The following is a 26070-nucleotide window of genomic DNA, read 5'->3' on the forward strand; positions in this document are numbered from 1 at the left end:
TGCCCCGCGCTGCCGTTCGACTTGCATGTGTAAAGCATGCCGCCAGCGTTCAATCTGAGCCAGGATCAAACTCTTCAGTTCAATCTCTGTTTGTTGGCATTTCTGCCACCCTACCTTGCGGCAGGGGTCGCTCACTCAAAATACTGACCGTTATCTCATTGCTGAGACAACGTATTTCTTTTTTGTGAACATTTGATAATTTAAGTAATCAAGAACCGAAGTTCTTGGCACCTTCATCAAACGCCCACACTTATCGACTGTTAATTTTTAAAGAACTTTATCTGGTACTGCCTTGCCGCATGGTGCGAATCGTTTTGTTCGCTGCAGCAGAGAAGAGAGATTATGCTGCAATCCTACAATCTCGTCAACCCCTTCTTTTCGCTTCGTCTCAGATTTCTCTGTAGACCTTGCTCTCGTAACCACTTGATTACGTTAACATTTTCGGTCAGTGCCGAAGCGGAGGCGAACTATACCAAACCTGTCGTGCAGTCCGCAAGGGACTACAAGGAAAAGATTTTGTCCTACAAAAGCCAGTCGATCGGCAGCCAGCCCAAACCACGTACGACAGCCCGCTTCCACCACGTCGTTCCCGGCTCGACGTCATGCCGGACGATCTTGCCGTCACGGCCCTCGAGCCAATAGATATTCCCCTTCTCATCCAGCAGCACTTCATAGGCGCGCATCGGCAAGGTCTCGTCCAGCGTCGTACTCAGCCGATGGGCCAGCTCGACGCTGTCGATCACCATCCCCATTTCGGTATTCAGGTGAATCGAGCGCTGGTCGAAGTTGAACGAGCCGACGAAGATGCGGTTACCGTCCACACCAAACGTCTTGGCATGCAGGCTCGCATCCGAACTGCCAAAGCCGGCGCCACTGCGCTTCTTTTGGCGCGATGGCTCGTCGGTCGATGCACGCCGCAATTCATACAACGCCACGCCGGCCTCTAGCAGCGGTTTGCGCCACTTGGCATAGCCCGCATGGACGGCAGAAACGTCGGTTGCCTCGAGCGAATTGGTAAGTACCCGGATTTTTGCGCCCTTCTTGGCCATCTCGATCATTGCGGCCGCCCCATCCTTGCCCGGCACGAAATACGGCGAGACCAGGTCCAGATTGCGTTCGGGCTGGCCAAACAACACCGCCAGTCTGGCCGCAATATTCTCATCCGGCGACGACTGGTTCAGCACCTTGGCCGGATCGTCGCTCAAGAAGCGCGCATGCGCCCATTCCAGCGGCAGCGTCCCGCTCATGACTTTGTTCAGGAATGCCGATTGTCCGATCGCATCCAGATATTCTTTGGTCTCGGCATCGACCGTGGCAGGCGGCGGCGCCTTCGCATCCTTCACCATCAGCGCCAGCGGATACGCCGACGGACAATTCCAGTACAGGTCGAAATCTGTGGAGACTTCCTTTACTACCGGACCGGTAGCGATCACGTCGAGGTCAGCGAACGAGATATCGCCGGCCGCGCCGAAATACTCGTCGCCCACATTCCGTCCGCCGATGATCGTGACCTTGTTATCGGCGGTGAACGATTTATTGTGCATGCGCCGGTTCATGCGCCAGAAGTCGGCGACCATGCCCAGCGGGCGCATCGAGCGGATACCGTTCGGATTGAACAGCCGCACTTCGATCTGCGGATGGGCGTCGAGCTGGGCCAATATCGCGTCGAGGCCACCCGTGTTGTTATCGTCCAGCAGCAGACGCACCCGCACGCCACGGTCGGCCGCCTTGCGCAAGGCGTTGAACATCAGCATGCCGGTCGTGTCATTGCGCCAGATATAGTACTGAACGTCCAGGCTGCGATCGGCCGCCTGCGCCAGCACGGCGCGCGCGGCGAACGCATCGCGCCCGTCGGGCAGGCTGTGAATGCCGACCAGGCCGGGATGCGCCGTGGTCAGTGGCAACAGCGCCTGGCCGAGCCGGGTATTGTCCGTATCGGTCAGGGCCGTGCTGGCAACGCGCCCCTCGAGCGGCGGCAGCGTTGAGCAACTTGACAGCGTCAATGCGCCTGCAAGCAGCGCCGCTGGCACCAGCAGCCATAATTTGGCGCGCTTCTTCATGGTTCAATGTCCTTCGAAGTCAGGTTTGCGCTTTTCAAGGAATGCCGACATGCCTTCTTTCTGCGCAGGGGTGCCGAAACCGGCATGGAAGTAGCGGCGTTCGTAGGCCACGCCCTGGCTCAGCGTCATCTCGTAGGCCTGGTTGACGCAATCCTTGATCTGCATGGCAACCGATACGGGCATGTCGGCAATGCCCTGGGCGATCTTGATCGCCTCGTCCATCACATCGGCCGCCGGATACACGCGCGAGACCAGCCCGGTACGCTCTGCCTCGGCGGCGTCGATCATGCGCGTGGTGAGCAGCATGTCCATCGCTTTCGACTTGGAAATCGCGCGCGGCAAGCGCTGGGTGCCACCGGCGCCCGGCGTCACGCCGACCTTGATCTCGGGCTGTCCGAACTTTGCGCTGTCGGCGGCGATCAAAAAGTCGCACATCATCGCCAGCTCACAACCGCCACCCAGGCAATAGCCCGAGACCACGCCGATGACCGGCTTGCGGATATCGAGGATGTGTTCCCAGTTACGGCCAATATAGTTATTACCGTAGGTTTCCTGGTAATCGTATTGCGCCATGGCAGCAATGTCGGCGCCGGCAGCGAAGGCTTTCTCGCTACCCGTCAACACGATGACGTTGATCGCCGGATCCTGGTCGAACGCACGCAGCGCATGGCCCAGCTCGTTCATCATATTGTCATTGAGCGCATTCATCGCCTTCGGACGGTTCAGCCGTACCACGGCGACCTTGCCGTGGTTCTCGATCAACAGGTCAGCATATTCCATGGGACACCCTCATCTGGTTGGATAGTATCGTCGCGATTGTAGCGCTTTCCGTGTACGTCAACTACAGCGGCCCGATCGACCGGCATGCATGCGACGTCGCCCATCACGGCCCTGCAGGCGGCAGCACGACCGGCAATTCCGGGCAGCCCATGGCCTGGCAACCATTGGGCAATGTCCGCAGCCAGGTCACGATCGACTCCACTGACACGGTCTGGATCCTTCCCTTCCAGCGCAAGCTGGACGGATGGTCGTCAAACGCAATATTCGCCTTCGAGATCCGCGCGCCCAGGCGCGTCATCGTGCCCAGCGCCAACTCGGTTGGCTGGTAGCCGTTCGACGCCAGCCAGGCCTGCGCCGTGGCGCGGGTCGTCGTGGCACCCTCGGGTGCGATGGCGTAGGCCAGCATTTCCAGGATCCAGCCGTTCGAATTCTGGTAGCGCGTGCTGAACGGATAGGCAGCCAGGCTGTAGTGGGGCTCGTGGTAGTCGCGCGCCTTCGTGCCAAGCAGTGCATTCTTGAGCCGGGCTTGCACGGCGGGCGCCAGGCGCCATAGCCCGGCCTGGTAACGCACTGGCGCGTCAGAGAAGAAATTGATCAGCCCTTCGTCGTACAGCGCCGATGTCGTCGTACCGCACGCATTGAGCTTGTGCACCACCGACCAGGCGCCGGCCGGATGCGTGCGCACGGCGAACGCCGCGTGCGAATAGGTCAGCCGGTAGGCCGACAGATCCTGCCCCACGCGCGCGATCAGCACGACGTCGTCGCCGATGCCTTCGAGCGCCGTGCGTGTGAGATCGGCCATCTGCATGCTGCGCACCACCAGTTCTGGCGAAGCGACCTCCTCCTCGCAAGGCGTGCCGGCCAGCGCCACCGGCACCGCCAACGCCAGTGCGGCCGCAGCAACGGCGCGGCGCATCCTAGCTGCGCGGGCGCGAGTGGGCCATGCCGGTGCCTGGTTCGGCCAGCAGGGCAATCGTCGCCTTGCCTTTCTTGACGGCATAGCCCGCCTTGCCGATCGCTTCGATATCAATGCGATCGCCGGCCATGAGTGCCTCGTTCTGCGCGATCCGGGTCTGGATCGCCATATCGATTTTCAACTGCTGGTCGTCGCTGCGTAGTTCGAGCGCAGTCTTGTCGCCCTCGGGCCCGACCGCCGCGACGCTCCAGCGTTTGGAGACATCGATTGCGGCCTGCGAGCCTTCCGCCACTTGCTTCGCGCTCAGATAAACCACACTGAACGGCACCAGCAGCACGATGCTGCCGACCGACAACACGGCATCGGAAGGACCAGGCGCGGCGGCCTGGCTGGGCGCGGCGATGGCAGCGGCAAGGGTAATGGCAAGGAAGGAATGCAGACGCATGGGTAAAACCTGTCAAAAATGAAAGCACCACCACGTCACCGCGCATCAACCACAGCGAAAAATTGCAACGTGGAAATTGAATCAAAAGTCAGAGTAGCCCGATTCCCCTATTAATGCAACGACAGGTTCACTTCGGCAACAACACCCACATCGTTCCGCTCTGTTTCATCAGCCCGGCATTTTCCGTTGCCTCCGCCCCGAAGCCGAAGAAGAAATCGGCCCGCACCGCGCCGCGAATCGCGCCGCCCACGTCCTGCCCCATCACCAGACGCTGCAGGGGCGCGCCATCCTTCGGCATGGTCGTCGACAGCCACACCGGCGCACCCAGCGGCAGGATGGTGCGGTCGATGGCAATCGAGCGGCCCGGCGTGAGAGGCACATTGAGCGCGCCGCGCGGCCCGACGCCCGGGTCGGCCACCTTGGTCTCCGTAAAGAAGATATAGCTCGGGTTCACATTCAACAGTTCCTGGCGTCGCGACGGATTGGCCGCAATCCAGGCCCGGATCGACTGCGCCGACACCTGGTCCGGCGTCATGATCCCCTGCTCCACGAACCAGCGCCCGATCGCTTTATAAGGATGACCATTCTGGTCGGCATACCCCACGCGCACCGTTTCGCCGGAATCGAGCTTGACGCGACCCGAACCCTGTACCTCAAGGAAGAACGCATCCACCGGATCGCTTACCCACAGCAACTCCTTGCCGCTCAATGGCGCGCGGTCGATGTCGGCGCGGCTCTGGTACGGAATCACGGTCTTGCCGGACAGCCGGCCCCGGAGGCGCCGGTTTTGCAGATCGGGATAGATGCTGCCCAAGTCGACCGTGACCAAATCGTCCGGCACCCGGTACAGCGGCGTCTGGAACGCCCCGCCCCGCTTGCGCGCGCCATACAGCATCGCTTCGTAATAGCCGGTGATGAGGCCGGTATCGGCGCCATCCGGATTGCGGACCTGATTCGGCACGAAATAGGTCTCGAAGAAGCGGCGCACGGCTGCGGCGTCCTTCGCGTCAACCGCGCCGGCCGCCGCGCACGGCGTCTTCCACGGCGCCTGGCGCGACGCCAGCACGCTGCACGATTGCAGGAAGGCCGGCCAGGCCTGACGCACGTCGTCCTGCTGCCAGCCCGGCAGCGCGGCAAAGGTGGTGGGCGTAAGCGGTACTGTCGGCGCTGGCGGCTGAACCGGCGGGGGCGCCACCACCACCGGCCCGACCGGCGGCGGCATCGTGACCGGCGGCGGCGCGGATGGCGCCGTCGGCTTCGGTTCGGTCGAACAGGCGCTCAGCAGGCTGACGAGCGCGATCAGGACGGGTACACTGCGGCGTATTGTATACATGGGAACCATGGGGACCGATATGTGGATCTTGATGGTGGAAGCCGGCGTCGCGCTGTTCCTGTTCGTGTTCATCGTCTGGTGGACCATGTTCGCCGGCCGCAAAGACAGCGACCGGGACGACGGCGACGACACCCCCGCCCCGTAGGATCAGTGCAGGGAGCGCGGCGGCGACAGCACGAATTCGGGGATGGTCGCCTCGAAGCGGTGGCCATCTTCGGCCACGCAGAAGTATTCGCCGCGCATCGAGCCCTGCGCGGTGCCCAAGTGCGTGCCGCTCGTGTACTCGAACTGCTCGCCAGGCGCCAGCAATGGCTGGTGGCCAACCACGCCCAGCCCTTTGACTTCCTGCATCTGGTTATTGGCGTCGAGAATCACCCAATGACGGGAAATGAGCTGGGCAGGAATACTGCCGGTGTTCTTGATCGTGATCGTGTAGCTGAACACGAACTGGCTCCGGTCCGGGTCGGACTGCTCCGCCAGGTATTGCGTTCTGACGGTGACAGCGAAATCGTAGGCGGGCATCGAGGTTCCTTGCGTGATCGTGGACCCGGCCGCTGCGCCATTCGCAGGGGCCGGCGCGCCATGTGGCGCAAATAACAATCATACCGCCTGTGGCCGCCAAGCGCCGACGCGCCACAGCGGCGCCAACGCTGGAGGCGCCAGCGCGACCGGCGTAGAATAGCGGATTCCCATCAAAACACGCATCGTCGCCCCATGACCACCTACCGCATCGCTCCCAGCATCCTGTCCGCCGATTTCGCCCGCCTCGGCGAAGAAGTGCGCAATGTCGTTGCCGCCGGCGCCGACATCATCCACTTCGACGTGATGGACAACCATTACGTCCCAAACCTGACCATCGGCCCCCTAGTCTGCCAGGCGATCCGCCCGCACGTGGACGTGCCGATCGACGTGCACCTGATGGTCAAGCCGGTCGACCGCATCATTCCCGATTTCGCCAAGGCCGGTGCCAACATCATCACCTTCCACCCGGAAGCCTCCGAGCACATCGACCGCACGCTGCAGCTGATCCGCGATCACGGTTGCAAGGCCGGCCTGGTCTTCAATCCGGGCACGCCGATGCACTACCTCGAGCACGTGATGGACAAGATCGACATGATCCTGATCATGTCGGTCAATCCAGGCTTCGGCGGCCAGTCGTTCATCCCCGAAGCACTGAAAAAAATCGCCATCGCGCGCCGCCTGATCGACGAGTCGGGCCGCGACATCCTGCTCGAAGTCGACGGCGGCATCAAGGCCGAGAACATCGCCGCCGCAGCAGCTGCCGGCGCCGACACGTTCGTGGCCGGCTCGGCCATCTTCGGCAAGCCCGATTACAAAGCCGTGATCGACGCCATGCGCGCCGAACTGGCCACGGTCGCGCGCTGATGCGGGCCGGCGCTGCAGGTATCCGGGCCGTCATCATCGACCTCGATGGCACCATGCTCGACACGGTGCCCGATTTCGAGGCGGCACTGAACGGCATGCGCCATGACCTCGGCCTGGCGCCGATCAGCCAGGCCATCATCAAGCCGCTGGTCGGCAAGGGTTCCGAAAAGCTGGTGCGCGACGCGCTGCTGCTCGACTGGGATGCCGCGCGGGTCGATGCGGCGTACGCCGACGCGATGGCCGGCTACCAGCGGCATTACCTGGCCATCAATGGCGACCGCAGCACGCTGTATGACGGTGTGCTGGACGGCCTGGCGGCGATGCAGGCGCTGGGCCTGCGCCTGGTCTGCGTGACCAACAAGCCAATTGCATTCGCACTGCCGCTGCTGGCCCAGAAAGGCCTCGCGCCGTATTTCGAGCACGTGTTCGGCGGCGACTCGTTCGCCAAAAAGAAACCGGACGCCATGCCGATGCTGGGCGCCTGCGCGGCGCTGGATATTCCGCCAGCGCAGGTGGTGGCGATTGGCGACTCGTCGAACGACGCCGAAAGCGCCCGCGCCGCCGGCTGTTTCGTGCTCACGGTCCCGTACGGCTACAACCACGGCCGTCCTGTACAAGAAATTCAATCCGATGGTATAGTGGATTCGCTGCTGGATGCAGCACGCCGCATCGGCGCGCACAATGCAACGGCCAGCCTAACCAACTAACTTCTCTCACCATGTTTTTCACCAAAAAACTCACTGTCAACCAAACCGGCGCCCCTGAGGCCTGGGTCTGGCGACGCTGGCAATCCTGGGCTGACTAAGCCGTACCGATTGCTGCCGGGTGTGCGTGCGACTGCACGCCACCGGCGGGTTTTTTGAAGCACACCACCGCCCTCTTCCCCCGTGGCGGTCTGGAGAAAACATGACCGAACTCGAATTCAAGTCCCTGGCAAACCAGGGCTACAACCGCATCCCCCTGATCGCGGAAGCCTTCGCCGACCTCGAAACCCCGCTCACGCTGTACCTCAAGCTGGCGCAATCGCAGAACACCGGCAAGAACACCTTCCTGCTCGAATCGGTGGTGGGCGGCGAACGCTTTGGCCGCTACTCGTTCATCGGCCTGCCAGCCCACACGCTGCTGCGCACGACCGGCAACCTGACCGAGATCGTGAAAAACGGCGAAGTCATCGAATCGCACGAAGGCAATCCGCTCGACTTCATCGAGCAATTCCAGGCCCGCTTCAAGGTGGCGCTGCGCCCTGGCCTGCCACGCTTTTGCGGCGGCCTGGCCGGCTACTTCGGCTACGACACGGTACGCCACATCGAACACAAGCTGGCCTCAACCACCCCGCGCGATGAACTGGGCCTGCCCGACATCCAGCTGATGGTGACCGAAGAACTGGCGGTGATCGACAACCTGTCGGGCAAGCTGTACCTGATCGTGTACGCCGACCCGGGCCAGCCCGAAGCGTATTCGCGCGGGCGCCAGCGCCTGAAAGACCTGCGCATGATGCTGCGCCGGAGCGTCGACGCGCCCGTCACGTCGGCCTCGGTGCGAACCGAATCGGTGCGCGACTTCAGCAAAGAGGATTACCTGAAGGCGGTTGCCAAAGCCCACGAATACGTGATGGCCGGTGACCTGATGCAGGTGCAGATCGGCCAGCGCATCCGCAAGCCGTACGTCGATTCGCCGCTGTCGCTGTATCGCTCGCTGCGCTCGCTGAACCCGTCGCCGTACATGTACTACTACAACTTCGGCGACATGCAGATCGTCGGCTCGTCGCCCGAGATCCTGGTGCGCAACGAGACGCTGCCCGAGGGCGGCCGCAAGGTCACGCTGCGCCCGATCGCCGGTACGCGCGGTCGCGGCGCGACGCCGGAACGCGACGCCGCACTGGCAGCCGAACTGCTGGCCGATCCGAAGGAAGTGGCCGAACACGTGATGCTGATCGACCTGGCGCGCAACGACATCGGCCGTATCGCCGATACCGGCAGCGTCAAGGTCACCGACCGCATGGTCATCGAAAAATACTCGCACGTGCAGCACATCGTCTCGAACGTCGAGGGCAAGCTGAAAGACGGCATGTCGAACCTGGACGTGCTGCGCGCGACCTTCCCGGCCGGCACCCTGACGGGCGCGCCGAAGGTGCGGGCGATGGAAGTGATCGATGAACTCGAGCCAGTCAAGCGCGGCATCTACGGCGGCGCCTGCGGCTACCTGAGTTTCGGCGGCGAGATGGACGTGGCGATCGCGATCCGTACCGGCGTGATCAAGGACGGCAACCTGTACGTGCAGGCCGCCGCCGGCATCGTTGCCGATTCGATCCCCGAGATGGAATGGCAAGAGACCGAACACAAGGCGCGCGCCGTGCTGCGCGCGGCCGAGCAAGTGCAAGATGGCCTGGATGGAGAGTTCTGACATGCTGCTCATGATCGACAACTACGACTCGTTCACCTACAACATCGTGCAGTACTTCGGCGAACTGGGTGAAGACGTGCGCACCGTGCGCAACGACGAAATCACGCTCGAAGAGATCGCGGCCATGAAGCCCGACCGCATCTGCATCTCGCCGGGCCCGAAGGCGCCGAAGGATGCCGGCATCTCGCTCGACGTGCTGCGCGAATTCGGCGGCAAGCTGCCGATCCTGGGCGTGTGCCTCGGCCACCAGGCCATTGGCGAAGCGTTCGGCGGCAAGGTCATTCGCGCCAAGCAGGTCATGCACGGCAAGACGTCGACCATCGCGCACATCGGCGAAGGCGTGTTCCAGGACCTGCCCAGCCCCTACACCGTGATCCGCTACCACTCGCTGGCGATCGAGCGCGCTTCACTGCCGGCCTGCCTCGAAGTGACCGCATGGACCGACGACGGCGAGATCATGGGCGTGCGCCACAAGACGTTCGACATCGAGGGCGTGCAGTTCCACCCCGAGTCGATCCTGTCCGAGCACGGCCACGCGCTGCTGAAGAACTTCCTGACGCGCTGATGCGCCCATGCATGCGCGCCGCATCCGGCGGCGCCATGCCCAAACCACGTTTGCACACTGGACCCATCATGGCGATCACCCCACAAGAAGCGCTGCTGCGCTGTATCGAACACCGCGAAATTTTCCACGACGAGATGCTGTCGCTGTTCCGCCAGATCATGTCGGGCACGATGTCACCGACCATGGTCGCGGCGCTGACCGTCGGCCTGCGCGTGAAAAAAGAAACCATCGGCGAAATCACCGCCGCCGCGCAAGTGATGCGCGAGTTCTCGACCAAGGTGCCGATGGCCGACACCACGGGCCTGCTCGACATCGTCGGCACCGGCGGCGACGGCGCCAACACCTTCAATATCTCGAGCGCAGCGATGTTCGTCGCCGCCGCCGCCGGCGCACGCGTGGCCAAGCATGGCGGGCGCAGCGTCTCGTCGTCGTCCGGCAGCGCCGACCTGATCGAGGCGTTCGGCGCCCATATCGACCTGACGCCCGAACAGATCGCGCAATCGATCGCGCAGACCGGGATCGGCTTCATGTTCGCCCCGAACCACCACGCCGCGATGAAGCACGTGGCGCCAGTGCGGCGCGAGCTGGGCGTGCGCAGCATCTTCAACATCCTGGGCCCGCTGACCAATCCGGCCGGCGCGCCGAACATCCTGATGGGCGTGTTCCACCCCGACCTGGTCGGCATCCAGGTGCGCGTTCTGCAGCGCCTGGGCGCCCAGCATGCGGTCGTGGTCTGGGGCCGCGACAATATGGACGAAGTCTCGCTGGGCGCCGGCACCATTGTCGGTGAACTGGTCAACGGCGAGATCCGCGAATACGAAATCCACCCGGAAGACTTCGGCCTGCAAATGGTCTCGAGCCGCAACCTGAAGGTGGCCAACGCCGAAGAATCCAAGGCGCGCGTGCTCGAAGCCTTGCGCGGCGAGCCCGGTCCGGCCCACGACATCGTCGCGCTCAATGCCGGCACCGCGCTGTATGCCGCCGGCGTGGCCGACTCGATCGGCGCGGGCCTGGAGCAGGCACGCGCCGCCATCGCCTCGGGCGCGGCGGTCGCCAAGCTCGAACAGTTCGTCCAGGTCACGCGCCAGCTCGGCGCGGCCAACTGATACCGAAAGCACCAGCATGTCCGACATCCTCGACAAGATCCTGGCCGTAAAGGCCGACGAAGTGGCCGCCGCGCGCAAGCACCGCGATCTGTACAGCCTGCGTAATGAGGTGGAAAGCGATGGCGATGCGCGCCGCAGCCTGCGCGGCTTCGAGCAAGCCTTGCGCGCGAAGATCGCCGCAGGCCAGGCCGGCGTGATCGCCGAAGTCAAGAAAGCCTCGCCATCGAAGGGCGTGCTGCGCGCCGACTTCCAGCCGGCCGCCATTGCGCAAAGCTACGCTGAACATGGCGCGGCATGCCTGTCGGTGCTGACAGACGTGAATTTCTTCCAAGGTTCGAGCGAGTACCTGCGCCAGGCGCGCGCCGCCTGCGAGCTGCCGATCCTGCGCAAGGATTTCATGGTCGACCTGTACCAGGTCTATGAAGCGCGCGCGATGGGGGCCGATGCGATCCTGCTGATCGTGGCGGCGCTCGACCACGGCCTGATGGCCGAACTGGAAGCCTGCGCGCTGGAGCTGGGGATGGACGTGCTGGTCGAAGTGCACGACGGCGCTGAACTCGACGCGGCCCTGCAACTGCGCACGCCGCTGGTAGGCATCAACAACCGCAACCTGCGCACGTTCGATGTCACGCTCGACACCACGCTCGGCCTGCTGTCGGCGATCCCGCCAGAGCGCCTGGTGGTTACCGAATCGGGCATCCTCGGCCCACAGGACGTGCAGCGCATGCGCGATGCAAACGTGCACGCCTTCCTCGTTGGCGAAGCATTCATGCGTGCCGAAAACCCGGGTCAGGAACTGGCGCGCCTGTTCGCGTAAAAAATTGTAGGATGAACGGGTTCAACGAAACTTGGTGCGCCACGAATCAGGCTAAATCAAACGCGTGGGCGGCACAGCCGCCCACGCTTCGAACACTGTTCGCGTAGGGTGGACGGGTCTCCCGTCCACGCGTTCAACTAAACGATGAGCGCTCAGCGAACATTACACGGCGCCGGCGCCGCGTGACTACCATCATGCTGCGTACGCGTCGTGCAACGCTTGCAGAACCGGCGGTTGCGCAGGTGCGCGTAGAGCAGCATGAAACCGCTGAGGACAGCGACAGCCGCTTCGGCATGCTCGCCCAGCAACGGGCTGACAATAAACACGGCCGCCAGAAACAGCGCCAGACCGGCGCAGCCGATCAGCAGCGTCGTCTTGTCGCGGTGCCGCAGATAGCCGGGCACCAGCGCCAGCAGCACCGGCAGCGTGATGGCTGCGATCAGCGTGTCGTGGAACGTATCGTGCGCGTGCGCGAGCCCCAGCATCGGAAACGCCAGGATCACGAGCGGCATCGCCAGGCAATGCAGCAGGCACAGGACGGATGCCGTCATGCCGGCGATATCGCCGAATTTGATCAGTGCGGTCTTGGTCAGAGCGTTCTTGCCTGGGTGATTCATAGCCCTGTTCCAATCATTATTAGAATCTAATGATAACCCATTATCGTTAGCGATTCAACGTGCATGACGAATCGTGCGTGCGATACCAGAGCCCAAAAGACAAACGGCGCGCGGCAGATTCTGCCGTGCGCCGCTGTGAGCTATGCAATCAGCGTCAGAACATCACGCGAATCCCTGCCGTGATATTGCGGCCGGTAAGGGGCGCCGCATTCTTGATGAACGACGTGTGGCTGAACGCCAGCTCGTCGGTCAGGTTGTTCAGGCGCGCATAGAACTGCGTCGGCACGCCGCCGATGCGGGTCGAGTAATGGGTGCCGACATTGAGCATGTTGTAGCCGCCCGTTTCGGTCTCGTACTCGGCCAGCTTATCCTGCTTGCCGACGCGGTACAGCTCGACCATGCCGTGCCAGCCGTTCCAGTCGCCATCGAACTTCACGCCGATGCGGCTGGCCGGGATGCGCGGCAGGTTGCGGCTGCCGTCGCCACCATCGAAGCGGGCGCGCACGTAGTCGCCGAACACCGTTGCGCTCAGGCTGGACGACAGCTTCTGGCGAAGTTCGCCTTCCACGCCGGTAAACAGCGCGTCGCGCTGCGTGTACTGCACCAGCTGGAAGCCGTCCTGGCTGTCCAGCGTGCGCGCATAGATATAGTTGTCGACCTTGTTGCGGAACGCGCTCACCGAGAACGTCGTGTCGCCGTCAAACTTGCGCAGCGTGAGGTCGACGTTGTTCGAGGTTTCCTTGTCCAGGTCCTGATTGCCGATCTCGTAGGTGGCCGTGGCCAGGTGGGCGCCGTCCGCATACAGTTCCTCGGCGGTCGGCAGGCGATGGCTGCGCGAGAGCGACGTGCCCAGCGAATAGCCCGGCGTGAGCTTCCACACCGCGCCAACTGACACCGACGTGCCGCGCGCATCGGTGTCAAGCAGGCCTGGTGCATCGACCTCGATGTCCTGCCACTCGTGGCGCAGGCCAGCCTCGAAGCGCCAGTCCTGCAGCTTGTATTCCTCGGTGAGGAACGCCGCATGCTTTTTGGTGAGGGTCGGAGGCACGTACGCTTCTTCGCCCAGCGCCGAGAAATCGCGGCGCGTGGTCTGCAGGCCGAACACGCCGCGCACACCGGCGATCGGCGCGTGCACCGCCTCGAGGCGGGCATCGATGCCCTTGTTGCGGAACGAGGTCGAGACCACGTTCTCTTCCAGCTCATCGTGGACGTACTCGGTGAACGAGACACGCATGCGCACACGCTCGATGCCGGCCACCGGATTGCGGTACTCGCCGCGCACGTCCCAGCGCTCGCTGTCGAGTTTCACGACCGGCACTTCACTGTGCTCGTGTTCGTGCTCATGGTCGTCGTCATGACCTTCTTCCTCGTGGTCGTGACCCTCTTCTTCTTCATGACCGCCGCAGTGCAGCTGGGCGCCATGCGGATGGCAGCCTTCGAATTCGTGGTTGTGGCCCGGGATCCCGTATTCGGTGCGCTCTTTGGTGAAGGCCGCGCCAAGGTAGCCGTTCTTGCCGATCCACGACAGGCCGACCGTGCCGGTCTCGCCTTCCTTGTAGCTGCCCAGCACGCGGCGGCCATCGACCCAGTCCTTGCCGACGCGGTAGTCGCCCGCATCGCGCTTGACGCCTTCCAGGTGCAGCGCGACATTGCTGCCGGCCGCCGTGGTGAATTCGAATGCACCGGTCTTTTCGCGCGCCGCCGAATTGGCGCGGATTTCGGCGCTGCCTTCCAGGCCGTTTTCCGGCATCGCCGTCGGGATCTTGCGGTCGATGATGTTGACGACGCCACCCACCGCGCCGCCGCCATAGGCCAGCGCCGACGGGCCGCGCAGCACTTCGATGCGTTCGGCCAGCACGGGCTCGAACGCAACGGCGTGATCGGGGCTGATGGTCGAGGCATCCTGGATCTCGGCGCCATCCGACAGGATTTTCACGCGCGGGCCATCCATGCCACGGATCACCGGGCGGCTGGCGCCGGCGCCGAAGTGGCTCGACGTGATGCCCGGCTGGTGGGCCAGCGTTTCGCCCAGCGTCGATTCGCGTGCGCGCACCAGTTCGGCGCCGCCGAGCGAGGTCACCGGCGTGATCATGTCGTCGTGTACCACGCCCAGGGCGCTGGCCGACACCACCACGGTTGGCACGCTGTCCGGATCGGCCGCCATGCGGCCAGTCGTCTGGGCGTGGACGGCCAGCGGCGCGCTGAAGGCCAGCATCAGCGCCAGGGTCAGTGGCGTGCGCTTGCAGGTGAAATGCGACATGGTGAAATCCTTGATGATGAGATGAACGGCAGGCGGCAGGTCACCGGGCGCGAACGCGTCTAGTGATAAGCCATTATCATTAACGTCGAGATGATAGGCCATTATCAATAAGGATTCAACCCCCTTCTGGCCGAAGAGTCGCGCTTTAAGGTATTCTTCGGCTATGCAACGCAATACACGTCAAAAATCAGCCATCCTGCACGCGATCGAGCATGCGCGCCGCCCATTGTCGCCACAGGAGATCCTGGCGGAAGCCAGCCAGGCCGTCAGCCAGATCGGCATGGCCACGATCTACCGCAACCTCAAGTCGCTGGTGGACGACGGCGCGCTGAAGGTCGTCACGCTGCCGGGCGACGGCGCCCGCTACGAATCGACCAGCGTGGCCGAACACCATCACCATCACTTCCAGTGCACCAACTGCCAGCGCGTGTTCGACGTGCACGCCTGCCCGGGCGACATCGACCACATGGCCCCGAAAGGCTTCAGCGTCGAGCGCCACGAACTGACGCTGTACGGCCGCTGCGCCGATTGCATCAAGGCCGCGCCGTAACAGCAGCGCGGCCCGTGAAGGGCCGCGTCATCCTTCTTATTTACCCAGCACGTTCAGCACCGCCAGCGTCATTGCCTGGGCGCTCGTCTTGATCGACGGCTCCGGCACCGGCGCGTAGAACGGCGAGTGGTTGAAGGCGATCGGCTTGCCGCCGGCCTGTTCGGCCGCGGCGACATCCTTCGGGTCATACACGCCCGTAAAGAAGAACATCGATGGCACGCCTTCGTTCGCGTACAGCGAAAAGTCTTCGCTGGCCGTCATGGCCGGCATGCGATGGGCCTTGTCGGCGCCGAACGCTTCCTTGAATATCACTTCGGTCTTGTTGACCAGTTCCGTGCTGTTGACGATCGCCTGGCCGCCACCGCCGATCTGCATCTCCGGCTTCGGTGCGCCCGCCATCGCGGCCGACCCTTCCGCCACGCGGCGCACGCCTTCGAGCAGCTTGGCCCGTACCTGCGGGCTGTATGAGCGGATGGTGCCGCGCACCTGGACGCTGTCGGGGATGATGTTGCCCACGGTGCCGCCCTGAATCGAACCGATGGTGACGACGCCGAATTCCTTTGGATCCTTTTCACGGCTGACGACCGTCTGCACATCGACGACGAAGCGCGCCGCGATGGCGATCGGATCGACGGTCTTGTCGGGCGCCGAACCATGGCCGCCGCGGCCCTTGAAGGTGATCTCGAGCGAGTCGGAATTGGACGACACCGGGCCGTCGTTGTAGCCGATCGTGCCATGCGCCAGCGGCCACGAATGCAGCGCGAACGCGTAGTCGGGTTTCGGGAAGCGCTTGAACAGGCCATCGTCCAGCATCGCCTTGGCGCCGGAGACGATTTCTTCGGCCGGCTGGCCGATGAACACGAGCGTGCCCTTCCACTGCCCTTTCAATTCGACCAGCGTGCGCGCGGTGGCGAGCCAGCTGGTCATGTGGATGTCGTGGCCGCAGCTGTGGGTCACGAAGCTGTCGCGGCCTTCGCTGGTGGTGCGGGCGCGGCTGGCGTACGGCAAGCCGGTTTTTTCTTCCATCGGCAAGCCATCCATGTCGGTGCGCACCAGGACCGTGGGGCCAGTGCCGTTCTTGAGCACCGCGACGATGCCGGTCTTGCCGACCTTCTCGGTGACGGTGAAGCCGAGTTTGCGCATCTCGGCGGCCAGCTTGCCGGCGGTACGCACTTCCTGGAAGGCGATCTCGGGATGCGCGTGCAAGTCCTTGTAGATCGTGTCGAGCCACGGATACATGGCGTCCACGCGCGTGACGACGTCGTTCTTGAGCGGCGCGGCCGGTTGGGCCAGGGCGGAGGTTGCGGACAGTGCCAGGAGCGTCGTACAGGCTGCGGCGGCGATGCGGGTCAGGATCGGCATGGGCTCTTGCGGTCGTGTTGAACAGGCCACAACGATAGCATGCTGCGCTGCGATCCGATGCGGGCGGCGGGTCGTGCCCGCCACCCGGTGCGACTAGACGGCGCTCGGTCGCTTGAGCGCTGCCGGCTTGCGCCCTGCCGCTGCCTGCGACAGCGTGATCACCGGCACGCGGTCGCCCTGCAGCGTGACGTCGAACGCCATCAGTTCATCGCGCCGGAAAGCGTGCACCGGCACCCGGTCGCCGACGCGATAGCGCGCCAGCAGCGCATCGACATTCGACGGATTGCCGTTCACGCGCAGCCCGTCGATGGCAATGACCACGTCAAGCGCCGACAACCCGGCCAGGTGCGCGGCGCCGCCTTCATGCACCTGCGTGAGCCTGGCGCCCAGCGGATCGCGCCCGATGCCGGCGTCAAGCGACGCCTTGCCGGTCTTGCGTTCGTCAACCAGCTTGACGCCGAACGGCGCGTACAACTTGGCCAGCGGCAGGTCTTCCACGCCGCGCACATAGCGCTCGAACAGGTTCCTGAGTTTCAGGCCGCTGACTTCATCGAACAGCGCTTCGACTTCGTGCTCGGTCACGCCGCGCCCGACGCTCGGATAAAAATCGCGGCCGAAACGCTCCCACAACGCCAGCATCACGTCGTCGAGTGACTTCGCCCCGCCCGTCTTGGCGCGGATCGTCAGGTCGAACGCCAGCGCAATCAGCGAACCCTTGGTGTAGTAGCTGATGATCGCATTGGGCGAGTTCTCGTCCTGGCGGTAGTACTTGCTCCAGGCGTCAAAGCTCGACTCGGCCACGCTCTGCTTCAGGCGCCCGCTGCCGCGCAGCACGCCACATATGGATTTGGCCTGCAGCTTGAAATACGTCGTTTCACCGATGATCCCGGCGCGTACCAGCATCAGGTCGTCGTAGTAGCTGGTAAAGCCCTCGAACAGCCACAGGAGCGGCGTGTAGTTCTCGACCTGCAGGTCGTACGGCGCGAACACGGCCGGCTTGATGCGCTTGACGTTCCAGGTATGGAAGTACTCGTGGCTGCACAGGCCCAGGAACTGCAGATAGCCTTCGCCCGGTTCGCCGGGTTTCTGGTTCGCCGTGGTGGGCAGGTCGGCGCGCGCGCAGATCAGCGCGGTCGAGGCGCGGTGTTCGAGGCCGCCGTAACCGTCGCCCACGGCCATCGTCATGAACACGTAACGTTCAAGCGGGGCGCGCTTGGTCAGTGGTTCGAAGAAGACGATCTGGGTTTCGCAGATGGCTTTCAGGTCGGCCTGCAGGCGCGCCATGTCCAGGTTGGGCACGCGGCCCGTGATGACGATGTCGTGCGGGATGCCGTGCGCCTCGAACGTCGCCAGTTCGAAGTCGCCCATCTCGACCGGGTGGTCGATCAGCTCATCGTAGTTGGCCGCGCCGTAGGTGCCGAAGCCGTAGCGCTTCGCGCCCGCTTCTTTCATCGAGGTCGCCACGCGCCAGGTGCGCGCAGCTGCATCGGCCGGTCGCTGGATGTCGACCTGGTGCGCCGTCGCTTCCTGCCCCACCACGCGCAGGAACACGCTGGTGCCGTTGAAGAAGCCGTGGGTCTGGTCCAGGTGCGCGGCGCGCACCGACAGGTCCCATGCGTACACCTCGTAGTGCAGCGTCAGCGGGCCGGCGCCTGGTGCTGCGCGCCACGTGTGCTTGTCGAGTTTTGTCAGCGCCACCGCGGCCCCGGCCCGCTCGGCGCGGATACGCACGATATTGCGCGCGAACTCGCGGATCATGTAGCTGCCCGGGATCCAGGCCGGCAGCGCGAAGGTCTGCCCGTCAGGATCGGGATTGGCCACCGTCAGCGTGACGTTGAACAAGTGACCGGCCAGGTCCCGCGGGACGATGGTGTAGAAAATTGCGCTCTGTTTTTTTTGCGATGGCTTTTTCATGATCTGGGGTTGGTCTCGGGTCGCGCCGTATGGACAATAGTGTAAGCGGATTCAGGCTGGCAGATCGCCTTGGGTATCGATGTCGCGCAGGATGCCGGGGTCGGGCACGGCGACTGTGGTCACCGGCCTGCTCGCGAGCAATCGCCGCGCGCCCTGGTCGCCGTCCAGCGCCAGCAAGGCCTCTTGGTGGATCGCGCCAAACGCGACCGGATTGCCACGACGGCCATCGAACAGCGGCGCCGCAATCCCGGCGCCTTCATCAATTGCGCGCACCAGCGCCTGCAGCGTGGCTTCAGTCACGAACGGCATGTCACCCAGCGCCACCAGCCAGCCGCCAGCGCCATGCGTATCAAGAGGCGCATGGCGGATCGCATGCGCCAGCGACAGGCCCATGCCGCTGTCGGCGTCCGGGCACACGGTGACGGTGCAGCCAAGCGCGCGCAGCGCATCGGCCACGCCGCCATCGCTTGGTGGCACCACCGCCACCACATGCGGCAGCACCGCCAGCAGCTTGCGCGCGCTGGCCACGACGACGAAGTCGCCGCCCGGCAAACGCTGGAGCAGCTTGTTGCGCACACCGGCCGGATCGAAACGCCGGCCGCGCCCTGCGGCCAGCAGGATGCCGGTGAGCGTGCTGCTGTCGCGCGGCGGCACGCCGGTTACTTCCCGGCCTTGCCTTCGAGCGAATCGAACTTGCCTTCGAGCGCCTTGAGGTCGATCGCGCCCGGGATGCGCGAGCCATCGGCGAAGAAGATCGCCGGCGTGCCGGTGATGCGCAGCTTCTGGCCCAGGGCGAGCACCTTCTCGTTCGGCGATTCGCACGCAGCCGGCGTGGCCGGCGGCACTTTACCGGCGATCATCCAGTCATCCCAGGCCTTGTTGCGGTCGGACGCGCACCAGATGTTCTTCGACTTCACCGACGAATCCTCGGACAGGATGTTGTACATGAAGGTGTAGATCGTGACGTTGTCGATCTCCTTGAGCGTGGTCTGGCGCAGGCGCTTGCAGTAGCCGCAGTTCGGATCTTCGAACACCGCGATCACGCGCTTGCCGTTGCCCTTGACCTGCTTGAGCGCCATCTCGAGCGGCAGGTCAGAGAACTTGATCTTGTTGACTTCATCGATGCGTTCGCGCGTCAGGTTGCGCGAGCTTTTCACGTCGTACACCTGGCCGATGACGAGGTACTCGCCCTTCTTGTCGGTGTACAGGATGTCGCCCGCGACGCGTACTTCGTACAGGCCCGAATACGGGGTTTCCTTGACGGACTCGATCTTCGCGCCGCTCAGGCGTGGCTCGAGCGCCTTCTTGATCGTCGATTCGACGTTGGTCTGCGCATCGACGCACGATGCGAGAAGGCCAGTCGCCAGCAGGACGGCGATCTTCATTTTAAGCATGCTTGTATTCCTCAGATTGATGACTTGCCCATGGCATGGGCCATCAGGCGCCGCTTCAGTGCCGGCATGTTATTGAGCAGGTTCAGGCCGATATTCCGGACCACGCGCAGCGGTTCCAGGTTCGCGCCGAACAGGCGTTCGAGTCCGTCGGTGGCCAATTGCATCAGCAGGACATCTTCCTTGCGCTTGCGGGCGTAGCGCGCCAGCACCCGCTCGTCGCCGATGGCGCGCCGCTCTTCGCGGTCACGCACGATGGCCAGCAGGTCGACGATGTCGCCAAACCCCAGGTTCATCCCATGGCCGGCCAGCGGATGCACGGCGTGCGCAGCGTCGCCCACCAGCGCCACGTGCGGCGCCACCATCGCATGCGGCTTGATCAGCGCCAGCGGCACGGCGGCCACGGCGTCGGGCTGCAATGGCCGCAGCGTGCCGAGTTTGTCGTCGGCGTATTCGCCAAGCCGGATCGCCAGCTCGCCCAGCGACTCTTCCATCAGCGTGGCGGCCAGGGTTTCCGGCGCCGACCACACGAGCGAGACGCGGTTGCCCGGCAGCGGCAGCAACGCGATGATGCCGTCCGAACCCGTGAACCACTGGTGCGCAACGCCGTGGTGCGGCTTGTCGCAGGCGAAGTTGGTGACGATGGCGCTCTGGTGGTACATGCGGTAATCGACGCCGATATCGCACTGCCCGCGCACCCACGATTCGCGCCCGTCCGCGCCGACCAGCAGCGCGCACTCGACACGGCGCCCGTCTTCGAGCCGCACGGCGGCGCCGCTGTCGCTGCAGGTGAGCTCGCAGGCACGGCCTTCGACCCGCTGCACATTGTGCGCGAAACGGAGCGCGGCATCGAGCGCGCCATTCAGGTTCTGGTCTTCGACGATCCACGCGAGCGTGCCGACGCGGGCGCCGAAGGCATCGAAGCCCAGGCTGCCGCCATCGGCGCCGTCGCCATGCACGTCCATCGCATCGACCGGCGCGATGCGCGCCATGTCGAGGGCGTCCCATACTTTCAGTGACGACAGCAGGTCGTGCGCCGTGTGGTTGAGCGCATACACGCGCACGTCCCACGGTCGCTCGGCTGCCGGTGGAGTCGCTGCAGCGGGCGCCTGCCGGGCCGGCGGCGCCAGCAGCGTCACGCTGTGGCCGGCCTGGGCGAAGCCGAGGGCTGCCGTCTTGGCGATAGCGCCATTGCCGACGATGCAGACGTCGGTCCGGATGGTAGAGGTCGTGGGCGTGGTCATGAAGGCATTATAGCGATATGCCGGTGCCGGGGGCCGGGCGGCGGGCTCGCACCCGCGCAGGTGAGCGGGACAGGCCGATGCGCCCGACAGCGACGCACAGACAACGTTTGCGCTGCCGCGCGCGCAAGAGCACTTGCGCAACTGAAAAACGCTGGCTATAATCGTGCCTCTCTTGGCCTGGTAGCTCAGTTGGTAGAGCAGAGGATTGAAAATCCTTGTGTCGGTGGTTCGATTCCGCCCCGGGCCACCAAGAATTCAGCAACACGCAAAAAACGCCACCACCGAGTGGCGTTTTTGCATTCCAAGGCCACTCATGCATACCCTTCCGCCCTGCCCCCTCTGCCAATCGGCCTACACCTATGACGACGGCGCCGGCCAATACGTCTGCCCGGAATGCGCGCACGAGTGGCCGATCGCGGGCGCAGCTGCCGCTGAGACCGTGCGCGTCTACAAAGATGCGTCGGGCAACATCCTCCAGGACGGCGACACCGTCACCGTGATCAAGGACCTCAAGCCAAAAGGCTCGGGCGGCGTGATCAAGCAGGGTACCAAGGTCAAGAACATCCGCCTGGTCGATGCTGACCACGATATCGATTGCAAGATCGATGGCTTCGGCGCCATGAGTCTGAAGACGGAGTTCGTGCGCAAGGTGTGATGGCGTGGCGCTATAAACCATGCGACACCATTGCGGCTTTGTCATTATTCTGGGAGCCTTCAAGATCACAAGAGGTTCCCATGTTTGCCAAGTCATCGTTCCTTGCCGCGTGCGCTACGCTCGCCCTGTCCGGCCTCTGCGCCGGGTCGGCATTGGCTGCTGACGCCGCCAGGCCATTGCAGCCGATCGAATCGCTCGCGGTGCCCCGCTATATGGGCGTCTGGTACGAAATCGCCAAGTTCCCGAACGAATTCCAGAAAAAATGCGTGGGCGACACCAGCGCCACCTATAACCTCGACAAGGACGGCCGGGTCAAGGTCATCAACCGCTGCCGCACGGCAGACGGCAAGATCGATACAGCCGAAGGCGTCGCGCGCCAGCCGGGCGCGGCCACGTCGCCCAAGCTCGAGGTGCGCTTCGCACCGGCGATCCTGTCGTTCATCCCGATGGTGTGGGGCGATTACTGGGTGATCGATCTGGACAACAAGTACCAGCTCTCCGCCGTCAGTGAGCCCAAGCGCGAATACCTGTGGATCCTGTCGCGCACGCCCCAGGTCGCCCCCGCCGAATACAACGCCTTGCTGGCACGCCTGAAGGCCCAGGGCCTGGACACCTCGAAACTCGTGCTCACCCCGCATACGGTGGCGCCGCAAGCCGCGCAGTGACCGGCCGGTGAAGCGATTGGTCATGCGCGCGGCCCTGTGCGGGCTCGGCCTGCTGACATCGATCGCGCCAGCCTGGGCCCAGCCCCTTGCTGCCGATCCGCTGGCAGCGCTGATCAATGCTTACCGCGCCAACCCGGCCGACTGCGACGGCGCACCCGTCGCACCCGTGACGCCGCTGGTCGCCGAGCCGGCCCTGGCGCAGATCCGGATTGGCTTCGGGACCTTCATTGAATCAGCCCTGGCGCAGGCCGGCTACGCCGCCGATAACGCGGATTCCGTTGACGTCACCGGTCCGGAAGATGCCGTGGCCGCCATGAAGGTGCTGCAGCAGAAGTACTGCAAGGTGCTGCGCAGCGAACAATTCTCGGCCGTGGGCAGCTACCGCGAAGGCGCAACCTGGACCGTCGTGCTGGCCCGCCCGGCGCCGCCCTTACCATCGACCACCTACCCGGACTGGCGCGACGCTGGCCGCGCCATCCTTGAGGCGGTCAATGTTGCACGCGCCAGCGCCCGCATGTGCGGCGACCGCGCGTTTGCGCCGGCGCCGCCCTTGCAATGGAACGCGGTGCTGGGCGAGGCCGCGCTGGCCCACAGCCGCGACATGGCCACCCGCCGCTACTTCAACCACTACGCACAGGACGGCAGCGACCCGGCAGATCGCGCCACACGCGCCGGATACCGCTGGCACCGGCTGGGCGAAAACATCGCCTTCGGCCAGCACTCGCCACAGGAAGCTGTCGACGGCTGGATCGACAGCCCGGGGCACTGCGCCAATATCATGCAAGCGGACTTCACCGAGATGGGCGCGGCCTACGGCGTTACGGCCGACCGGCAGGCGGGCATCATTTACTGGACCCAGGTGTTCGGCACGCGGCGGTAACGTTGCACCAACGCGCGCCTGCCCCGCTTTCGACCCTGTTTCAACCCCAGGCGCGCTCTTCGTCAACGCTGCTTCGGCTAGACTTGCCTGCACCATGACCCTGATCGCCACCCAACCACACCTCGGCCTTGTCTGCATCACCGTCTCGAAAGAGGTGCGGTATCGCACGATCACGCGCAAGCGCCTGCTCGACCTGTCCGAAGAAGGTCAGCAGCGCGCGCTGGAAGACATCTACCGCGACAATATCCAGACGCTCGACAACGCGCTGCGCTACTGCGAGCGCGAAGGCATCAAACTGTACCGGATGCCGTCATCGATCTTCCCGTTCGCCGACGAGCCGTTCGGCCTGGCGATTCTGGAAAAATTCAAGGAAACGCTGGGCCGCTCGGGCCGGCGCGCGACCGAACGCGGCATCCGGCTGGTGATGCATCCCGACCAGTTCGTGGTACTGAGCTCGGATTCGGAGAACGTCGTCGCCAACAGCGTCAAGATCCTGCAGATGCACGCCGACATCATGGATTTGCTGGAGCAGCCGCGCTCACCGTGGGCCCTGCTCGAAATCCACGGCGGCAAATCCGACCGCGAAGACCAGCTGGTGGCCCGCATCGCCGAACTGCCCGAGGCGATCCGCAGCCGCCTGTGCCTGGAGAACGACGAATACGCCTACAGCGCCGACGAGATCCACGCCGTCTGCGTGCGCGCGGGCATCCCGATGGTGTTCGACGCCCATCACCACATCGTTCACGAAAAGCTCGACAGCTACGATCACCCGAGCGTGGCCGAGACGCTGGCCAAGGCCCGTGCGACCTGGCCCGATCCCGCGCACCAACTGGTGCACATTTCGAACGGGCGCGAAGGCTTCAACGACCGCCAGCATTCCGACCTGATCTCGGTGATGCCGTCGTCCTACCTGCAGGCGCCGTGGATCGAGATCGAGGCCAAGCACAAGGAAGATGCGATCCGCGGCCTGCACGGCTGGTGCGAGAAAGTCACGCCCGCCACAGCGTAGTCGTTCAGCCGGCGCGCAAGGCTGACACGCTTTCCAGCCACGGCACCAGCACATCGGCCAGCGCCTGCGGCGCTTCGATCGGGATCATGTGGCCGCTGTCCTCGATGATGGCAAAGGTGGACCCGGCAATCCCCGCATGCAGTTCCCGCGATTCTTCCAGGCTGCGCAGGCGATCGTGGCCGGCCGCGACGATCAGCGTCGGGCAGCGGATATGGTCCAGCAGATGCAGGTCGCCGGGGCGCTCGACCATCGACTGGTTACGAAACGCCTCCGCCCCCAGCCGCACACCCATCTGGCGTACACGCTCGATCAGCGCGTCGTCGCCCGCATTTTTACGATGCAGCGACGTGGCGATCGCGGTGCGGCTCAGGCCCGCGAACGACACCGACGGTGCCGAGCGTGCCACCGAGCGCTTGCCTTGTTTGACCGCATCGGTATCGGGCCGGGTCGAGCTGGCGATCAGGGCCAGCGCCTCCACCCGTTCGGGCGCCTGGCGCACGATCTCGCGCGCGACATAGCCGCCCATTGAAAAGCCGATGAGGATGAACGACGGCGGCGCATCGCGCAGCACGCGCGCGGCCATTGCTTCGAGCGACGTGTCGTGGCGCAGGTCGGCATGCACGAGCGGGCCGAATGGCGCGAGCGGTGCGAGCAGGTCGTCCCACAGCGTGTCATCGGCCATGTAGCCGGGTACCAGCAGAATCGTCATTGTCCTGCTGCTCAGGTATTGCGCATCTGCGCCTGCGACACATTGCTGCCCGGCGGGACGCTTTGCGTGAGCCAGACATTACCGCCGATGGTCGACCCGGCGCCGATGGTGATCCGGCCCAGGATGGTGGCGCCGGCATAGATGACGACGTCGTCCTCGACGATCGGATGCCGTGGAATACCCTTGACGAGGGCGCCGCTGTCGTCAACCGGGAAGCGCTTGGCGCCCAGCGTGACCGCCTGGTACAGGCGCACGCGCTCGCCGAGGATCGCGGTTTCGCCGATCACGACGCCGGTGCCGTGGTCGATGAAGAAGCTGCCGCCGATCTGCGCGCCGGGGTGGATGTCGATACCGGTGAGCGAGTGGCCGATATCGGCCACCACGCGCGCCAGGAACGGCACGCCCAGGCGGGTCAGGCAATGCGCGATGCGGTGGTACAGGATGGCGATGGTGCCGGGATAGCACAGCATGATCTCGGCGACCGAGGTGGCAGCCGGATCGCCCGCAAGCGCAGCCTGTACGTCCGACACCAGCAATGCACGTAAACCAGGCAGGCGGGCCGCGAACTCGCGCGTGATCGCGCGGGCACGCTCGGCCAGCACGAGGTCTTCACGCTGGGCATCTGCACCGGACGCGTCGGACGGCGCCGCCGGCGAGAAGCGCAGCGCACGCCGCACCTGCTCGACCAGCCGGTCGAGCGCCACGTTGAGCGTATCGGCAACGTAGTAGTCGATGCTCTCGTCGTTCAGGTCGGGGCGCCCGTAATGCGTGGGAAACAGCGCGGCCGACAGGCCATCGACGATCTGGCGCAGCACCTCGCGCGACGGCAGTTCGCGCACGCGCCCCTGGTGACGGATATTGTGGGTCGACTCGCGCGACGTGCGGAGTGCATCGATGACGGGACCAAGGTGCCACTGCACCGATCCACCTTGGTATGGGAGTTCGCTGTTCATTTGCCGAGCCTAGCGGGTTTGCATGGTGATGCCACGATTTTATGGGTATT

At 64.4% G+C, this 26070-nt stretch carries 27 protein-coding genes, 1 tRNA gene and 1 rRNA gene; 13 read left to right on the plus strand and 16 right to left on the minus strand.

The features are described 5' to 3' along the window. From AC56LV_RS21235 to mltA, 6 genes are all read right to left on the minus strand, one after another. Positions 1–81 (minus strand): 16S ribosomal RNA (locus AC56LV_RS21235); the annotation flags it as partial. A gap of 440 nt (positions 82–521) precedes the next feature. Then, the gene (locus AC56LV_RS21240; RefSeq protein WP_499560521.1) at positions 522–2060 is read right to left on the minus strand and encodes a phospholipase D family protein; all 1539 of its coding nucleotides are present in this window, start codon (positions 2058–2060) and stop codon (positions 522–524) included. 3 nt (positions 2061–2063) lie between these two features. Then, positions 2064–2840, minus strand: a complete 777-nt coding sequence (locus AC56LV_RS21245; RefSeq protein ID WP_499560523.1) for an enoyl-CoA hydratase — start codon at positions 2838–2840, stop codon at positions 2064–2066. Between the two features lie 103 nt (positions 2841–2943). Then, positions 2944–3756 carry a DUF2145 domain-containing protein gene (locus AC56LV_RS21250; protein ID WP_499560525.1) on the minus strand — a complete coding sequence of 271 codons (813 nt, stop codon included), beginning with the start codon at positions 3754–3756 and terminating at the stop codon, positions 2944–2946. Position 3757: 1 nt separating this feature from the next. After that, on the minus strand, positions 3758–4201 hold the full coding sequence (locus tag AC56LV_RS21255) for a hypothetical protein (protein ID WP_499560527.1): 444 nt from the start codon (positions 4199–4201) through the stop codon (positions 3758–3760). Positions 4202–4328: 127 nt separating this feature from the next. Continuing rightward, positions 4329–5534 carry a murein transglycosylase A gene (gene mltA / locus AC56LV_RS21260; RefSeq protein WP_499560528.1) on the minus strand — a complete coding sequence of 402 codons (1206 nt, stop codon included), beginning with the start codon at positions 5532–5534 and terminating at the stop codon, positions 4329–4331. 19 nt (positions 5535–5553) lie between these two features. Here mltA and AC56LV_RS21265 point away from each other — a divergent pair, with 19 nt between their 5' ends. Then, positions 5554–5679 (plus strand): hypothetical protein, encoded by a 126-nt coding sequence (locus AC56LV_RS21265; RefSeq protein ID WP_258837389.1) that lies wholly within the window; start codon positions 5554–5556, stop codon positions 5677–5679. 2 nt (positions 5680–5681) lie between these two features. Here the strand turns inward: AC56LV_RS21265 and apaG are convergent, their stop codons facing one another. Then, a complete protein-coding gene (gene apaG / locus AC56LV_RS21270) occupies positions 5682–6056 on the minus strand; it encodes a Co2+/Mg2+ efflux facilitator ApaG/CorD (protein ID WP_183553774.1) in 375 nt (124 codons plus the stop codon). Between the two features lie 192 nt (positions 6057–6248). Between apaG and rpe the strand changes: the two genes are divergently transcribed. From rpe to trpC, 6 genes are all read left to right on the plus strand, one after another. Then, positions 6249–6920: a ribulose-phosphate 3-epimerase gene (rpe, locus tag AC56LV_RS21275; RefSeq protein WP_183553776.1), complete on the plus strand. Its 672-nt coding sequence runs from the start codon at positions 6249–6251 to the stop codon at positions 6918–6920. After that, positions 6920–7627, plus strand: a complete 708-nt coding sequence (gene gph, locus AC56LV_RS21280; RefSeq protein WP_499560530.1) for a phosphoglycolate phosphatase — start codon at positions 6920–6922, stop codon at positions 7625–7627. The genes rpe and gph overlap by 1 nt, the downstream gene beginning before the upstream one ends. 199 nt (positions 7628–7826) lie before the next feature. Next, positions 7827–9323 carry an anthranilate synthase component I gene (gene trpE / locus AC56LV_RS21285; RefSeq protein WP_499560532.1) on the plus strand — a complete coding sequence of 499 codons (1497 nt, stop codon included), beginning with the start codon at positions 7827–7829 and terminating at the stop codon, positions 9321–9323. 1 nt (position 9324) lies between these two features. Further along, positions 9325–9888 (plus strand): anthranilate synthase component II, encoded by a 564-nt coding sequence (locus tag AC56LV_RS21290; protein WP_183553782.1) that lies wholly within the window; start codon positions 9325–9327, stop codon positions 9886–9888. 68 nt (positions 9889–9956) lie between these two features. Continuing rightward, positions 9957–10994, plus strand: coding sequence for an anthranilate phosphoribosyltransferase (trpD, locus tag AC56LV_RS21295; RefSeq protein WP_482897248.1), 1038 nt, complete (start codon positions 9957–9959; stop codon positions 10992–10994). A 16-nt stretch (positions 10995–11010) separates the two neighbouring features. Then, positions 11011–11811 carry an indole-3-glycerol phosphate synthase TrpC gene (gene trpC / locus AC56LV_RS21300; protein ID WP_499560534.1) on the plus strand — a complete coding sequence of 267 codons (801 nt, stop codon included), beginning with the start codon at positions 11011–11013 and terminating at the stop codon, positions 11809–11811. Between the two features lie 152 nt (positions 11812–11963). Here trpC and AC56LV_RS21305 read toward each other — a convergent pair whose 3' ends face one another. Both AC56LV_RS21305 and AC56LV_RS21310 read right to left on the minus strand, forming a co-directional pair. Next, the gene (locus tag AC56LV_RS21305) at positions 11964–12428 is read right to left on the minus strand and encodes a MerC domain-containing protein (RefSeq protein WP_499560536.1); all 465 of its coding nucleotides are present in this window, start codon (positions 12426–12428) and stop codon (positions 11964–11966) included. Positions 12429–12582: 154 nt separating this feature from the next. Beyond that, positions 12583–14688 carry a TonB-dependent receptor domain-containing protein gene (locus AC56LV_RS21310; protein WP_499560538.1) on the minus strand — a complete coding sequence of 702 codons (2106 nt, stop codon included), beginning with the start codon at positions 14686–14688 and terminating at the stop codon, positions 12583–12585. A 163-nt stretch (positions 14689–14851) separates the two neighbouring features. On the opposite strand from AC56LV_RS21310, the gene AC56LV_RS21315 reads away from it, so the two are divergent. Beyond that, positions 14852–15238: a Fur family transcriptional regulator gene (locus AC56LV_RS21315; protein WP_258837384.1), complete on the plus strand. Its 387-nt coding sequence runs from the start codon at positions 14852–14854 to the stop codon at positions 15236–15238. Positions 15239–15274: 36 nt separating this feature from the next. Here AC56LV_RS21315 and AC56LV_RS21320 read toward each other — a convergent pair whose 3' ends face one another. From AC56LV_RS21320 to AC56LV_RS21340, 5 genes are all read right to left on the minus strand, one after another. Then, on the minus strand, positions 15275–16600 hold the full coding sequence (locus AC56LV_RS21320) for an amidohydrolase (protein ID WP_499560540.1): 1326 nt from the start codon (positions 16598–16600) through the stop codon (positions 15275–15277). Positions 16601–16693: 93 nt separating this feature from the next. After that, positions 16694–18514 (minus strand): M61 family metallopeptidase, encoded by a 1821-nt coding sequence (locus tag AC56LV_RS21325; RefSeq protein WP_499560542.1) that lies wholly within the window; start codon positions 18512–18514, stop codon positions 16694–16696. Between the two features lie 51 nt (positions 18515–18565). Further along, positions 18566–19168: a nucleotidyltransferase family protein gene (locus AC56LV_RS21330; RefSeq protein ID WP_499560544.1), complete on the minus strand. Its 603-nt coding sequence runs from the start codon at positions 19166–19168 to the stop codon at positions 18566–18568. Between the two features lie 5 nt (positions 19169–19173). Then, on the minus strand, positions 19174–19908 hold the full coding sequence (locus tag AC56LV_RS21335) for a DsbC family protein (protein ID WP_499560546.1): 735 nt from the start codon (positions 19906–19908) through the stop codon (positions 19174–19176). Positions 19909–19919: 11 nt separating this feature from the next. Next, the gene (locus tag AC56LV_RS21340; protein WP_499560548.1) at positions 19920–21149 is read right to left on the minus strand and encodes an FAD-dependent monooxygenase; all 1230 of its coding nucleotides are present in this window, start codon (positions 21147–21149) and stop codon (positions 19920–19922) included. 174 nt (positions 21150–21323) lie between these two features. Here AC56LV_RS21340 and AC56LV_RS21345 point away from each other — a divergent pair. The 5 genes from AC56LV_RS21345 (at position 21324) to uvsE (ending at position 24358) form a co-directional block, all read left to right on the plus strand. After that, positions 21324–21399, plus strand: a tRNA-Phe gene (locus AC56LV_RS21345). A gap of 63 nt (positions 21400–21462) precedes the next feature. Beyond that, positions 21463–21804, plus strand: a complete 342-nt coding sequence (locus AC56LV_RS21350; protein ID WP_499560550.1) for a zinc ribbon domain-containing protein YjdM — start codon at positions 21463–21465, stop codon at positions 21802–21804. Between the two features lie 80 nt (positions 21805–21884). Continuing rightward, positions 21885–22469, plus strand: a complete 585-nt coding sequence (locus tag AC56LV_RS21355) for a lipocalin family protein (protein WP_499560552.1) — start codon at positions 21885–21887, stop codon at positions 22467–22469. A 22-nt stretch (positions 22470–22491) separates the two neighbouring features. Beyond that, on the plus strand, positions 22492–23349 hold the full coding sequence (locus tag AC56LV_RS21360; RefSeq protein WP_499560554.1) for a CAP domain-containing protein: 858 nt from the start codon (positions 22492–22494) through the stop codon (positions 23347–23349). Positions 23350–23443: 94 nt separating this feature from the next. After that, entirely contained in the window at positions 23444–24358 is a 915-nt protein-coding gene (gene uvsE, locus AC56LV_RS21365) for a UV DNA damage repair endonuclease UvsE (RefSeq protein ID WP_499560556.1), read from the plus strand. Between the two features lie 4 nt (positions 24359–24362). Here the strand turns inward: uvsE and AC56LV_RS21370 are convergent, their stop codons facing one another. Beyond that, on the minus strand, positions 24363–25067 hold the full coding sequence (locus tag AC56LV_RS21370) for an alpha/beta fold hydrolase (RefSeq protein WP_499560558.1): 705 nt from the start codon (positions 25065–25067) through the stop codon (positions 24363–24365). A gap of 11 nt (positions 25068–25078) precedes the next feature. After that, entirely contained in the window at positions 25079–26020 is a 942-nt protein-coding gene (epsC, locus tag AC56LV_RS21375) for a serine O-acetyltransferase EpsC (protein ID WP_332530455.1), read from the minus strand. Between the last annotated feature and the right edge of the window lie 50 nt (positions 26021–26070).

Source organism: Telluria sp. RB2R28, from assembly GCF_059685835.1.

Bases quoted from the DNA above. Each gene is read 5' to 3' on its own strand.
- AC56LV_RS21355 (WP_499560552.1), top strand. From the start codon at position 21,885: ATGTTTGCCAAGTCATCGTTCCTTGCCGCGTGCGCTACGCTCGCCCTG.
- AC56LV_RS21290 (WP_183553782.1), top strand. From the start codon at position 9,325: ATGCTGCTCATGATCGACAACTACGACTCGTTCACCTACAACATCGTG.
- rpe (WP_183553776.1), top strand. From the start codon at position 6,249: ATGACCACCTACCGCATCGCTCCCAGCATCCTGTCCGCCGATTTCGCC.
- AC56LV_RS21305 (WP_499560536.1), bottom strand. From the start codon at position 12,428: ATGAATCACCCAGGCAAGAACGCTCTGACCAAGACCGCACTGATCAAA.
- AC56LV_RS21250 (WP_499560525.1), bottom strand. From the start codon at position 3,756: ATGCGCCGCGCCGTTGCTGCGGCCGCACTGGCGTTGGCGGTGCCGGTG.
- AC56LV_RS21340 (WP_499560548.1), bottom strand. From the start codon at position 21,149: ATGACCACGCCCACGACCTCTACCATCCGGACCGACGTCTGCATCGTC.
- AC56LV_RS21245 (WP_499560523.1), bottom strand. From the start codon at position 2,840: ATGGAATATGCTGACCTGTTGATCGAGAACCACGGCAAGGTCGCCGTG.
- gph (WP_499560530.1), top strand. From the start codon at position 6,920: ATGCGGGCCGGCGCTGCAGGTATCCGGGCCGTCATCATCGACCTCGAT.
- mltA (WP_499560528.1), bottom strand. From the start codon at position 5,534: ATGTATACAATACGCCGCAGTGTACCCGTCCTGATCGCGCTCGTCAGC.
- apaG (WP_183553774.1), bottom strand. From the start codon at position 6,056: ATGCCCGCCTACGATTTCGCTGTCACCGTCAGAACGCAATACCTGGCG.
- AC56LV_RS21265 (WP_258837389.1), top strand. From the start codon at position 5,554: ATGTGGATCTTGATGGTGGAAGCCGGCGTCGCGCTGTTCCTGTTCGTG.
- AC56LV_RS21310 (WP_499560538.1), bottom strand. From the start codon at position 14,688: ATGTCGCATTTCACCTGCAAGCGCACGCCACTGACCCTGGCGCTGATG.
- AC56LV_RS21240 (WP_499560521.1), bottom strand. From the start codon at position 2,060: ATGAAGAAGCGCGCCAAATTATGGCTGCTGGTGCCAGCGGCGCTGCTT.
- AC56LV_RS21350 (WP_499560550.1), top strand. From the start codon at position 21,463: ATGCATACCCTTCCGCCCTGCCCCCTCTGCCAATCGGCCTACACCTAT.
- trpE (WP_499560532.1), top strand. From the start codon at position 7,827: ATGACCGAACTCGAATTCAAGTCCCTGGCAAACCAGGGCTACAACCGC.
- AC56LV_RS21360 (WP_499560554.1), top strand. From the start codon at position 22,492: ATGCGCGCGGCCCTGTGCGGGCTCGGCCTGCTGACATCGATCGCGCCA.
- trpD (WP_482897248.1), top strand. From the start codon at position 9,957: ATGGCGATCACCCCACAAGAAGCGCTGCTGCGCTGTATCGAACACCGC.
- epsC (WP_332530455.1), bottom strand. From the start codon at position 26,020: ATGAACAGCGAACTCCCATACCAAGGTGGATCGGTGCAGTGGCACCTT.
- AC56LV_RS21335 (WP_499560546.1), bottom strand. From the start codon at position 19,908: ATGCTTAAAATGAAGATCGCCGTCCTGCTGGCGACTGGCCTTCTCGCA.
- AC56LV_RS21370 (WP_499560558.1), bottom strand. From the start codon at position 25,067: ATGACGATTCTGCTGGTACCCGGCTACATGGCCGATGACACGCTGTGG.
- AC56LV_RS21325 (WP_499560542.1), bottom strand. From the start codon at position 18,514: ATGAAAAAGCCATCGCAAAAAAAACAGAGCGCAATTTTCTACACCATC.
- trpC (WP_499560534.1), top strand. From the start codon at position 11,011: ATGTCCGACATCCTCGACAAGATCCTGGCCGTAAAGGCCGACGAAGTG.
- AC56LV_RS21320 (WP_499560540.1), bottom strand. From the start codon at position 16,600: ATGCCGATCCTGACCCGCATCGCCGCCGCAGCCTGTACGACGCTCCTG.
- AC56LV_RS21255 (WP_499560527.1), bottom strand. From the start codon at position 4,201: ATGCGTCTGCATTCCTTCCTTGCCATTACCCTTGCCGCTGCCATCGCC.
- AC56LV_RS21315 (WP_258837384.1), top strand. From the start codon at position 14,852: ATGCAACGCAATACACGTCAAAAATCAGCCATCCTGCACGCGATCGAG.
- uvsE (WP_499560556.1), top strand. From the start codon at position 23,444: ATGACCCTGATCGCCACCCAACCACACCTCGGCCTTGTCTGCATCACC.